We start from the raw sequence: 11,674 nt of genomic DNA, 5'->3' as shown, positions 1-11,674 counted from the left end.
GTACAAGGAGTACGGCAAGGCGGCGCAACAACGCCAGAACCATTTTGTTATGGCTTCTTAAGCTAGGCCGGTGGAGGGAGTGCTTCCACCTTGGCTGGCGGAGGTGGCAGGACGAAACTCAAGGGGTGGCGCAAAAAGCGCCGCAGCACGATCTGCCCCAGGCTCAGCATATGCTCTGCCCCCAACTGGCGGGACTTCATGGCCACGTACAAGGCCAGGGAGAAGCTGACCAGGAGGTTGACCAGGGCGACCCCGATGACACCCGCAATCGCCCAGGGCAGCAGGGTGTGCGTGGCAGCCCAGCCCTGTGTGGTCAGTGCCGTCCCCAGATTGGCGCTGGAAAAGGCCACGTGGCGGATATCCACAGGCAGGCCGGTGAGAACGCTCAATGCCCCGGTCATGCCCAGGTAAAAGCCAAAAAACAGATTCCCCAGGATGGCACCCAGGTGTTCGTCAACATAATGGCCGATCCGCGTGGCCCGTGTTGCTGACAGCCTGCGCAACAAGGGGGCATGGCGGATGCGCAGGGCCAGCGAGTGGTAGCGTGCCTTGTTGTCAAAAAAGCCGGACACCAGCCCAGAGAGGAATAGCCCCAGCCCTGCCACCGCCGCATACAGCAGGGCGCCGCTCTGCCAGGGATGTACATCGGCAAGCAGATGCATGGCTTTTTCGCTGGGTGCCAGGGGCACGCCAGTCAGGTAATACCATAAAAACGCCAGCAGGCAGGCAATGGGCACAGCCAGCAAAACATTGCCGATGACGGCGATGAACTGGGTGCGGGTAACGCTCTGCACCAGCGCACAGAGCCGGTCCAGCTCACGCGGGTGGGCTTCTTCCACGGTGGCGGCAATCGATGCGGCCGTCATGGCGGGCTGCTTGGTGGCCACGGTCAGGCCCAGCATGTGGATAAGTACAAAGCCCAGCCCATAGTTCAGGCTGAAGGCAATGGCCTCGGTCAGCGGTGGTAGATGCAGCAGGGAAATGCGAATCTTGAGTAAAGCCATGATGGCGATGATCACCCCACCCCCGGCGGCACTGCGTAGCATGCCCCACCAGGCCTGCCGGTCGGCGGCAATGTAATGCTCGCCGTGGCGGCTGGCGCAATCGGTGACATTGCGCGCCAGCAGCGCGATGTTCTCCCCAATGAAGGGCAGCACGCGATGGCGGGTCTGGACTGCCGTTAGCAGGGTCTTCATCAGGCGGATGGCCCGCAACAGGCGGTCATCGGGGGCGAGGAGATCAAGCAATTCGCGCAGGCGGCCAATCAACTGGCGCATGCGCGCCAGTTGATAAGTCAGGCGGATGCTGATGCCGTTCTCGCGCGCTCGTCGCCGCACGCGGTCCACTGCCTTGGCGCATTGGTCGAGCAGCACCTCGACATCACGGATTTCATCCAGGCTGGGATAGGCACCCCCTTCACGGGCACGATCCAGCATGGGGATAGCCTGTGCGTTCTGGGCCAGGAAGGGGGATTCATGCTCTTCCAGCGCGGGGTCGGCATGCAGCAGTTCCTGGTCGAGCGCCGCACCCGCCAGCCGATAGGAGACAACCCGCGCCGCATCCAGAAGATTGCCCAGTGTGTTGGCATTCCCGCCAGGGCCACGTTGCCCCAGGCCGATCGCCAGAAAAAGCTCCGCCCATACCTCATCATCAACCGCATTCACCCAGAGATGGTCGTCTGGATCATGGAAGATTGTTTCCAGGAGCTGGCCCAGCTCCTCATTCGTATCTGCCGGGGGCAGAATACGGTGACTGAGCCGTTGGTTGAGTTCCAGCCAGAAGCCCAGGGCGGAGCGCACCCCCGTTTCGGCATAGAAGGCGGTTTGCCGTGGCAGCGCAAGGCTGCTGTCCAGGGCATGGGCCAGGCGTGCTGCTTCGGCGCGGTTGGCGCGCAGCCGGGCGGCCTCTGCCCGAATGTACCGGGCGGCGTCGGCAATGGCCTCGGGGTGGTTGGGGCGCAGGTGGTCCGCCAATGCCTGCAGCTCACGGAGGGAATCAAGGCGTTGTTTGCTCATGAACTTACGACCTGTAAAAGCGGCATCGGTTCCTTGGTGCGAGGCGGGCCATCGTGCTTGCCGTTGTCTCATGCCTGCGGTGCTATCGCAACACTTGTCATGTTGCAATGCAAATAAAATGCCTGATCGTCGTATCATTACAGGTGTGGCTTGTAGCGCCAGCCTGATGCATGAATAAAAAGATGTGCAAGTGTGGATTGACCCGCCCCTGAAGTGAGAACTATCAATAAGCGGATGTCAGTTCGGTTCTGGCGAAGAGGAGGAGAAAAATGATGAAATTGTTCGGCAGAATGCGTGAGTCCGCTGCGGCAGGCGTTTTTACGCTGAGTGGTTCTTCAGGCGAACTGGAATCCTTGCTGGCGGGCGTAGTGTGCAAGCCTGTGCTGGTGACGGGTTATGTTTCTCCTCACGTAGATATTGATGGTGTGGCGCGCACCCTGGGCAAGCGCTTTCCAGGTGTGCCTATGATGCTGTGTTCAACAGCCGGTGAGTTGTGCCCCCATGAAGGTGGCAATCTCTACTGCAAGACCGGCGAGCGTTGGGACCGGGTGGTGCTGCAGTGTTTTGACAGCAGCCTGATCGAGTCGGTGGAGATGGTGGCTGTGCCACTAGGGAGCGAAGACCTTCGGGTTGGGCAGGCCAAACTCAATTCACATGAACGGGTTGCACAGCTCACCCGCTCGATTGAAAACATTCGCGTCAATATGCCCATTGATCATAATGACACGTTTGCCTATATTCTTTTTGATGGGATTTCCGCCTCTGAGTCCTTCTTCATGGAAGCACTGTACGAGGCAGGGCGTTTCCCCTGCTTGTTTGTAGGTGGATCGGCGGGCGGCAAGTTTGATTTCAAGAACACATGGCTGCATGACGGGCGCCGCAAATATGAAAACCATGCCCTGATCGCCTTTGTGAAGATGGCCCGGGATACGCGTTTTGGTGTATTCAAGAGCCAGAATTTTGAGGCAACCGGCAGCAGTTTCCACATCATCCACGCCTCCACCGAGTTGCGCTATGTTAGCCACGTCATCACCCATGACGGGCGCCTGATCACCCTGGTTGAATCCCTGTGCGAAATGTTCAAATGCAAGGGGGGGGAGCTTGAGGGCAAGCTGGCGGAGTATTCGTTTGCCATTCGGGTGGGGAAAGAATTGTTTGTGCGCTCCATCAGCAAGATCGACCTGGATGCCAACCGGATTTACTTCTACTGCGATATCGCACCGGGCGAAGAATTGCTGCTGGTCAAGCGTACCGGGCTGGTCGCCAATACCGAGCGGGATTTCCGCGAGTTCATGCGGGGCAAACCCAGTGCCCCCGTTGCCGGGATACTCAACGACTGCATTCTGCGCCGCCTGTATAATGAGCGCGAATTGTCGGGTGTCGGCAAGGTTTTCGATTGCGCCCAGTTGGCAGGCTTTTCCACTTTTGGCGAAATCCTCGGGCTGAATCTCAACCAGACGCTCACCGCGATCTTCTTTTTCCGTGTGGGCAAGGGCCAAAGCTTCCATGACGAATACGTGGATCATTTCGTCGCCCATTACGGTGAATTCAAAGCCTTCTTCCTGCGCCGCCAGATTGGCAAGCTCTCTGGCCTGTCGCGCCTGATGGGGCGGGTGATTGACGACTACAAGCGTGAGGACTACTCGGCCAAGCTTGATGCGAGTGATTTTGACGAAAGCATGGCCTTTGTCGCCAACGGGTTGAATGCGCTGGGCACAACGCTTGAGCAGGTGCACACCTCACAGGCACAGACTTCGCAGCAGATTGAGGTGTGCGCGCAGGATCTCTACGAGTCGATGGATGGCCTGGCGGGGTATGTCGTCAAGCAGGAAGAACTGGTGCAGGGCGCCAGTGAGACGGCAGGTGCCCTGACTTCGGACGCCGAACAGGTCGCCACGAATGCGCGTAGCCTGGCCGATGCCAGCGACCGCATCCGCAGCGTGGTGGAAGTCATCCAGCAGATTTCCGACCAGACCAATCTGCTGGCCCTGAATGCTGCCATTGAGGCGGCACGGGCGGGCGACATGGGGCGTGGGTTTGCCGTGGTGGCCGATGAGGTGCGCAAACTGGCGGAAAAATCCCGCAAGAGCGCAGGTGAAATCGGCGCCGATATTGCCGCACTGGCTGCGAGCATTAGTCAGGTGGCCGCAGAAATCGAAAAGCAGTCTGGGGACGTGAAAGCCATTACGCATATGCTGGATGATATTCAGGGCTTGACCAAGCAGACTTCAGAGACAGCGCACCGTACCAAGACGGTGGCTGACTCGCTGAAACAACTCACTGACGTTTGATATGGACCTCCGTGAAGCATGAAACCACTACGGAATGGTTGTCATTCTTATAACAAGCTGTTGGCAGGAGCATAAAGTTTTTCGTTTCCCCAGTTTTATCGGGGGTTTTTTAAAGTAGTGCCAAATCCGTTGGTGGTATTCAAGGAGAGAAGTATGAAGTCTGGTTTGATCCGTTTTGGGGTCATGGTGGGGGGCTTTACCCTGGGTTTTTGGGTGAATCTTGCTGTGGCCAAAGATCTTGTATTGGCCGAGGTGCACCCGGCAGGGCATGTCATCGTCAAATCCGAGGAATTGTTTGGCAACCGCTTGGCCGCAGCTACGCATGGCGAGCTGAAGATCGATCTGAAGAGCGGCGGCCAGCTCGGGAATGAAACGCAGTATTGGAGCAAGGTGCGCGACGGCTCAATCGACATCGTCCGCGTCAACATGGGCGTGCTGGTCAACGATGTGCTGGCCGCCAAGTACATGAGCCTGCCCTACCTGTTCCGCTCCCGTGACCATATGTGGCGGGTGCTGGGAGGGGACTTTGGCAAGCGCACTGCTGCGGATATCGACAAGGCCGGGGCGGTTGTGCTGGCCTACTATGACAGCGGCACACGATCCTTTTACACAAGCAAAAAGCCGATCCGCAACCGTTCCGATTTTAGCGGCATGCGTATCCGGATTCAGGACTCCCCCGTCTATAAGGATCTGATTACCGAGTTGGGCGGCACGCCAGTGGTCATCGGTTATGACAAGGTGGTGGATGCCTTCAAGAAAGGCGAGATTGACGCTGCCGAGAACAATCTGCCCTCCTACGTATCGAGCGAGCACTATAAATACGCCCGTTACTTCAACCTTGATGAGCACTCCTCCGTCCCCGAAGTGCTGCTGATGTCCAAGAAGACCTGGAACACGCTTTCTGCCGAACAGCGCAAGGCGATTCTTGCAGCGGCCAATGATTCTGCCGAGTACATGAAGAAGCAATGGGTCGACTACGAGGCGCAGGCGCTAGCCACAGCCAAGAAGGAAGGCGTGACCATCGTGGACAAGCGCCAGATCAACATGACTGGGATTGAGGAATTTGCGGTACGCCTCTACTCCAAGTACATCACGGATGCGAACGATTTGAATACTGTCTTGTCTATCATGCGGACGAAGTAATTCCATGACGCCCAACCAATCCGCTCTGTGCCTTGTCTTCGTGATCGTATTGATTGGGAAATGGAATACAGCCAGCGTCTGGTAAATGCTGACGAAGGTGGCGCTACATGGGGTAGCGCCACACATTGCGTGCATCACTCAAAGCTCAGAATATGGATGGAATGTTGTTTCACTGGTCATTTGATCCCGTGCTGGTGCACCTGGGGCCGCTGGCCATCCGCTGGTACGGCCTGCTTTTCGTAGGCGCTTTCTTTTTCGGGCAATTCATCATGGCCCGCATTTTCAGGGAAGAAGGCTTGCCGGTCGCCGAGCTGGATACCCTGCTGTTCAACGTTCTGATCGGGACGATTGTAGGGGCGAGGCTGACGCATTGTTTTGCCTATGATCCCGCCTATTATCTGGCACATCCGTTGGAAATCATCGAGGTCTGGAAGGGTGGCTTGGCCAGCCACGGTGGCGCAGTCGGTATGCTGCTGGTGTTGTGGTGGTATGCCCGGCACGCTCAACCGCGTCTCTCGTTTCTCTGGCTGTTGGACCGGGTTGCCATCCCTGCTACGCTCGGAGGCGTGTTTATCCGCGTAGCCAATTTTCTCAATTCCGAAATCATCGGGGTGCCCACCGCAGGCAATTGGGGGGTGGTGTTCGACGCGGTCGATGCCCTGCCACGCCATCCGGTGCAGTTGTACGAGGCGCTTGCCTACCTCATCATTTTCGCCATCCTGGGGGCGACCTACTGGCGCAAACGCCGCCAGACGCCGCAGGGCATGCTGGTCGGCTGGTATATGGTCATGGTGTTTGGCGCGCGCTTTTTCCTCGAATTCTTCAAGACCGCCCAAGCCAGTTATGACGAAGGCTTGGCGATTTCGGTGGGCCAATACCTGAGCCTGCCCTTTATGTTGGCAGGCGTGGTGCTGGTGGTCCGCGCCATCACGAGCAATGGCCCGCCGCAGATGCGCTGATCTACTTGCGATCCCCGCGCAGGGTGCGCAAGCGCTCGGTGAGCGCTTCCCTGGTGATGTCTTCAGCCGGGATGGCGGCATCCACCGCCAATTCCACCGCGTTGGCAAAACCGCGCCGCAAGGGATCGCGCAGGGTTCGCCCATCCTTGCGCGAGAAGAAGCTTCCCCATAGGCCGCTCAATGCCATTGGGATGACCGGTACATGGGCGTGGGCGAGAATCTCCATGATCGAGTCACGGAAAGGCTCCAGTTCGCCATCGGTGGTGATGCGCACTTCCGGGAAGAGCGCCACCAGATCCCCTTCGGCCAAAGCGATGTTGATCTCACGGCGGGCTTTGGCCATCATCTCCGGATTTTTGCGATCTGCCAGGGGAATGACAATGGCTTGGTTGTGGCGGAAGATGAAGCTCAGCAGTGGTATGCGGAAGCTGTGTGTATCGAGCACAAAACGCACCGGGCGCGGGCTGCAGGCCAGAATGACCAATGCATCAATATAGCTGACGTGGTTGCTGACCAGGAGCGCTGCACCATCCTTGGGCAAGTGCTGGATGCCGGTGCGTTGCACACGGTACATGATGCTCACCGCGATCCACACCAGAAAGCGCATCAGGAATTCAGGCAGCAAAGTGTAGATATAGAGTGCGACCAGCGCATTGATGAGGGCCGTGGCCAGGAAGATCTGGGGGATGTTCAAATTGAAATGGAACATCACCAGACTCATCCCCGCAGAGGCCACCATGAATGCTGAATTCAGGATGTTGTTGGCCGCCATGATACGCGCCTGATGGCTCTTTTCGGCGCGCGTCTGCACCATTGAATACAGGGGCACGATATACAGGCCGCCGGAAATGCCGATAAAGGCGATATCGAGCAGCATGCGCCAATGCGCGATATGCGAAAGAAATTCTTTGATGTGGGCGTGGGGGGCTAGTGGCACCACGGGGATGGCGTAATACAGGTCAACGCCAAACGCCGTCAGGCCAATGGCTGCAAAGGGTACGAGGCCGATTTCCACGTGCCCACGCGAGAGCTTTTCGCACAACAGTGATCCAAAACCGATGCCTATGGAAAATACGGCGAGTAGCAGAATGAAGACGTTCTCACTGCTGGCCAGCACTTCGACCGCAAGGTTGGGGAACTGTGACAGCAGTGTGGCCCCATAGAACCAGAACCAGGAGATGCCCAGCAAGGATAACCATACGGCATGGTTGCGGTGGGCAAAGCCGATATTGCGGAAAGTTTCCGTAATCGGGTTCCAGCCTACCTTGAGTTTGGGTTCGGGCGCCGGCGAGAGCGGAATGCCCCAACTGGTCAGCCAGCCCATCACGGCCAGCGCCAGCACCAGGAGCGCGGCCGGGTGGGTGGCACTGTTGCCCGCCATGATGGCGGCCCCCACCACTTCGCCCAGCAAAATGGCGACAAAAGTCCCCATTTCCACCACGCCATTGCCCCCCACCAGTTCATGCTCGCCCAGGTGTTGCGGCAGGTAGGAGTATTTGACCGGACCGAACAGGGTGGAATGCACCCCCATCATGAAGAGCACGAAGACCAGCAGCCACAGGATGTCTGCCATGAAGCCCCAGGCCGCCACACCCATGATGAGAATCTCCAGCACCTTGATGGCGCGGATCATCTTGCCTTTATCATATTTGTCGGCCAGTTGCCCCGCCGTGGCAGAAAACAGGAAATACGGCAGGATGAACAAGCCTGGCAGAATCGTGGCTAGTTGCTTGCCGTTGAACCCAGCCAGGGACACGGCGTGAAAACTGACCATCGTGATCAATGCTGTCTTGAAGACATTGTCATTGAATGCACCCAGGAACTGGGTACCGAAGAAAGGCAGGAAACGGCGCTGTTTGAGAAGGCCGAATTGGTTGCTCATACGGATTCCGCCCATTTTTTGAGGGTGACATAGTCGATTTTCCCTGTGCCCAGCAGCGGGAGTTCCTCCACCACCTTGATCTTGCGCGGCACAGCAATCTCGGACCAGCTGCCAGCACGGGCCGCCGTTTGCAGCGCCTCACGGGTGAGTGCGGTATCGGTGGTGAAGAGCACGATGTTCTCGCCGCGTGCTTCGTCGACCTGGGTGCTGGCAGCGTGTTGGGCTGCGGGGGAAGCGTGGGTGACGAGCTTTTCCACCGATTCCAGCGAGATCATCTCCCCGGCGATCTTGGCGAAGCGCTTCACGCGGGCCATGATGCGCACGAAACCATCCGCATCGATATCGACCACATCCCCGGTGTTGTACCACCCTTCCCCGGCTTCGGATTCCGGCGGTTGGATGACACCGGGTTTTTCAACGCGCAGGTAACCACTCATCACATTCGGGCCGCTGACGTGCAGCACGCCGCCCCGGTCGATGCCCGGCACCGGGAAGAGCTTGCCGCGCAGCCCCGGCAGCAGCTGGCCGACCGTGCCCGATTTATATGCCATGGGTGTATTGACGGCAATCACCGGCGCCGTCTCGGTTGCACCGTAGCCTTCGAAGATCCGCAGACCGAACTTCTCGAACCAGGTATTGCGCACGGCTTCAGAGAGTTTTTCGGCGCCTGCAATCACATAGCGCAGACGGTAGAAGTCATACGGGTGGGCATTTTTGGCGTAGTTGCCCAGGAAGGTGCTGGTGCCCAGCAACACGGTACAGTTGCGGTCATAGGCCAACTCGGGAATGACACGGTAATGTAGTGGCGAGGGGTAGAGAAAGACGCTGGCGCCACTGATCAGGGGTAACAACCCACCTGCCATGAGGCCAAAGGAGTGAAACAGCGGCAGGGCGTTGAGGATTTTGTCATACACCGAGAAATCCACAATTGCGCGCACTTGCGCCACGTTGGCCAGCAGCGCCCGGTTGGAGAGCACCACGCCTTTGGGCACGCCTTCGGAGCCAGAGGTAAACAGCACCACGGCGGCATCTTCCGGGCCGGTGCGGTGCATGGCCCAGCGCGGGAAGCGCAATGCCCACAGCATCAGCCAGAGTTTGTCGGCCAGCGTAGCCTGCTCGCGCAGGTCTTCCAGGTAGAGGATGCGCACGCCTTGCAAAGCAGCAACCTTGTCTTCAAGGTGGGCCTGGGTGATGAATGCCTTGGAACTGATGATGGTGCGGATCTGTGCAGCGGTGCAGGAGGCTTGCATCGCCTCCAGCCCGGCCGTGTAGTTGAGCATGGCAGGCACACGGGCGTTGGCATTCATGCCGAAAATCAAGGATAGGGTGGGCGCCAGATTGGGCAGCAGCACCCCGATGCGCTCATGCGGCTGGCTGTGGCGGGCGGCCAGACGGCCCAGCAGCAGTGCCATCTTGAGGATGTCCTGATAGGAGTATTCGATCTGCTTGACATCCTCGACGAGCTTGCGGTGTTTGCCGTTGATGCTGGCGGCATCACACAGGGCTTCAAACAGAGTCTGGCGGGGGCTGGAGGCGAAGATCATTTCCTGCATCAGTCGGCGCATACCGTCACCTGCCTTGCGGCGGCGCTCGTGGGCGGTTTCCCCCTCGGGCATGGGCAGTTGGGTCAGCGGCTGGATCGACAGGGTGATTTCCGGCAGCATGCGGCGCGGGTGGTTGCCCGATAGACGCGAGAAGTAGCTGCGTGCCGCGCCATCCAGGCGCACCGGCAGCAAGGTGGCGCCGGTTTTGGCAGCCACGAAGGCCGGGCCGTCGTACACTTTCATCAGGCTGCCGGTCAGGGTGATCCGTCCTTCTGGAAAGACCACCACCGGGCGGCCGGATTCGATCAGGCGGATGACGCTTTTCATGGCCATCGGGCTGGTCGGGTCCACGGCGAGGTAGTCGACCAGCTTGAGGTATTGGCGCAGGATCGGGCGGTGGGTGATCGATGTATGCACAACGAATACCGGGTCCAGCGGCAGGAACAGGCCCAGCAGCGCCCCGTCCAGAAAGGATTCATGGTTGGCAATCACCAGCAGGCGCTTGTGTTGGTCCAGCCCTTCCACCTGTCCTGTGACACGAACCCGGAAGAACACGCGGGCCAGGATGCGAAAGATATGCTTGATCAGCTGCTTCATGGATATGGATGCCTTCAAAATAGGGATGTTTGCGCCTTCGCGCCAAGCCCCCCCGGTTACATTGAATGACTGCTGTGCTGCCTTGTTTCTTCGTGCGCGTTCAAGCGCCTCTATTGTTACCGCTGTGTTCAGGTTTCGTCACCACCCGGCCATCGAATAAGGTGCTCAGACGTGGGCTGGTCAGTTGGCTGCCTGGTGTGACCGTCTGCCGTTGCCAGGGAATGGCACCAAAATACCACCACTTCCAAAAGCTTTGGTCGGCACGTGGATGCCTGGCCAGTAATGTAGCAAAAGTCTCGACTTCACCGATGGGTTCGCCTGTGGCCTGGAGCATGACTTCGCGCACGTATTTGGAACAGAATTCACGCGAAGAATGCAGATTGAAGCCCAGGTCGTACAGGCGGCCAAAACGCTCTTGTGCCGCGATGGCGAGTTTTTCCGCTTCCTCGGTGCTCAATGGGCGCGGCAGGCGGCGCACCGCCACGCGACCATTTTCGGAGCGCGCCACAAACTGCGACAGGGTGCTCGCACCGGACAACGGGATGCGGCTCTCGGCAATCGTTGGCTCCGGGCCAGAGGTGTCGATGACGACGCCAACGTGATTGGTCCAGATTTCCTCTGCCTCCGCAATCTTGCGGGTCAGCAGATAGGGGATGCGGATGAAGACCACATCGCCCACTTGCAGTTGTGGCGCCAGGCGCTCCAGGGTGGTGGCCTCCACCGGGATGCTTTGGGCAACACCTACGGTGCCGGGGATAACCAGTGTGGCGACCCCCAACAACAGGGTGGCTAATAGGCTAAGGCCAAGCCCTTTACTACGGCGGATGAATCGAGACATGGGCGGCTCCTTTATGTCGATATAACTACGCATGTCGATATATTGGGTAAAAAAACACACAAAAATTGGAATGGCCTACATATAGAGCTTCAGATAGTCGCTGACGTTGCCAAACACTTCGTGCAGAAACGACTTATTGACCCAGAAGTAGACTTCCTTACCAATTTTTTCGCTGCATAACACTTTTGCTTCACGCAACACCTTGAGGTGGTGGGAGACCGTGGAACGCGCCAGGGTGGAAACCTCGGCAATCTGCCCCACGTTCAGCCGCTCGGCAGGCTCAAAGGTCAGCATGATGCGCTGGCGGTGTTCGTCGCCCAGCGCCTCAAAAACCTTGGCCATGCTGACCCAGGCGGCAGGAATGGTGCGTGAGTAATCCTTGTTCATGTCGATGATTATCGATAT

8 protein-coding genes are annotated in these 11,674 nt (G+C 58.3%); 3 read left to right on the top strand and 5 right to left on the bottom strand.

Annotated features, from left to right (window positions below; translation table 11 throughout):
• Positions 1 to 62: 62 nt before the first annotated feature.
• Positions 63 to 2,015 (bottom strand): site-specific recombinase, encoded by a 1,953-nt coding sequence (locus B145_RS25915; RefSeq protein WP_018608601.1) that lies wholly within the window; start codon positions 2,013 to 2,015, stop codon positions 63 to 65.
• 272 nt (positions 2,016 to 2,287) lie between these two features.
• On the opposite strand from B145_RS25915, the gene B145_RS0115875 reads away from it, so the two are divergent.
• The 3 genes from B145_RS0115875 to lgt all read left to right on the top strand — a co-directional run bounded on the left by B145_RS0115875 (position 2,288) and on the right by lgt (position 6,408).
• Entirely contained in the window at positions 2,288 to 4,306 is a 2,019-nt protein-coding gene (locus B145_RS0115875; protein WP_018608600.1) for a methyl-accepting chemotaxis protein, read from the top strand.
• A gap of 153 nt (positions 4,307 to 4,459) precedes the next feature.
• A complete protein-coding gene (gene dctP, locus B145_RS25910) occupies positions 4,460 to 5,449 on the top strand; it encodes a TRAP transporter substrate-binding protein DctP (protein ID WP_018608599.1) in 990 nt (329 codons plus the stop codon).
• A 161-nt stretch (positions 5,450 to 5,610) separates the two neighbouring features.
• Positions 5,611 to 6,408, top strand: a complete 798-nt coding sequence (lgt, locus tag B145_RS0115865; RefSeq protein ID WP_018608598.1) for a prolipoprotein diacylglyceryl transferase — start codon at positions 5,611 to 5,613, stop codon at positions 6,406 to 6,408.
• A gap of 1 nt (position 6,409) precedes the next feature.
• Here lgt and B145_RS0115860 read toward each other — a convergent pair whose 3' ends face one another.
• The 4 genes from B145_RS0115860 to B145_RS0115845 all read right to left on the bottom strand — a co-directional run bounded on the left by B145_RS0115860 (position 6,410) and on the right by B145_RS0115845 (position 11,656).
• Positions 6,410 to 8,290, bottom strand: coding sequence for an MFS transporter (locus B145_RS0115860; RefSeq protein ID WP_018608597.1), 1,881 nt, complete (start codon positions 8,288 to 8,290; stop codon positions 6,410 to 6,412).
• Positions 8,287 to 10,431: a bifunctional acyl-ACP--phospholipid O-acyltransferase/long-chain-fatty-acid--ACP ligase gene (aas, locus tag B145_RS0115855; RefSeq protein WP_018608596.1), complete on the bottom strand. Its 2,145-nt coding sequence runs from the start codon at positions 10,429 to 10,431 to the stop codon at positions 8,287 to 8,289. Before aas ends, B145_RS0115860 begins: the two co-directional genes overlap by 4 nt.
• 100 nt (positions 10,432 to 10,531) lie before the next feature.
• Positions 10,532 to 11,269, bottom strand: coding sequence for a YiiX/YebB-like N1pC/P60 family cysteine hydrolase (locus B145_RS0115850; RefSeq protein ID WP_018608595.1), 738 nt, complete (start codon positions 11,267 to 11,269; stop codon positions 10,532 to 10,534).
• Between the two features lie 75 nt (positions 11,270 to 11,344).
• On the bottom strand, positions 11,345 to 11,656 hold the full coding sequence (locus B145_RS0115845) for an ArsR/SmtB family transcription factor (RefSeq protein WP_018608594.1): 312 nt from the start codon (positions 11,654 to 11,656) through the stop codon (positions 11,345 to 11,347).
• Positions 11,657 to 11,674: the final 18 nt, after the last annotated feature.

Origin of the sequence: Uliginosibacterium gangwonense DSM 18521, assembly GCF_000373965.1 — a bacterium.
Taxonomy (GTDB): Bacteria; Pseudomonadota; Gammaproteobacteria; order Burkholderiales; family Rhodocyclaceae; genus Uliginosibacterium; species Uliginosibacterium gangwonense.
The sequence above is the reverse complement of the archived record's forward strand: the minus strand, read 5'-3'. Positions and strand labels throughout refer to the sequence as shown.

Excerpts from the sequence above, each read along its gene's own strand:
- B145_RS25915 (WP_018608601.1), bottom strand. The coding sequence starts at position 2,015 with ATGAGCAAACAACGCCTTGATTCCCTCCGTGAGCTGCAGGCATTGGCG.
- B145_RS0115875 (WP_018608600.1), top strand. The coding sequence starts at position 2,288 with ATGAAATTGTTCGGCAGAATGCGTGAGTCCGCTGCGGCAGGCGTTTTT.
- dctP (WP_018608599.1), top strand. The coding sequence starts at position 4,460 with ATGAAGTCTGGTTTGATCCGTTTTGGGGTCATGGTGGGGGGCTTTACC.
- lgt (WP_018608598.1), top strand. The coding sequence starts at position 5,611 with ATGTTGTTTCACTGGTCATTTGATCCCGTGCTGGTGCACCTGGGGCCG.
- B145_RS0115860 (WP_018608597.1), bottom strand. The coding sequence starts at position 8,290 with ATGAGCAACCAATTCGGCCTTCTCAAACAGCGCCGTTTCCTGCCTTTC.
- aas (WP_018608596.1), bottom strand. The coding sequence starts at position 10,431 with ATGAAGCAGCTGATCAAGCATATCTTTCGCATCCTGGCCCGCGTGTTC.
- B145_RS0115850 (WP_018608595.1), bottom strand. The coding sequence starts at position 11,269 with ATGTCTCGATTCATCCGCCGTAGTAAAGGGCTTGGCCTTAGCCTATTA.
- B145_RS0115845 (WP_018608594.1), bottom strand. The coding sequence starts at position 11,656 with ATGAACAAGGATTACTCACGCACCATTCCTGCCGCCTGGGTCAGCATG.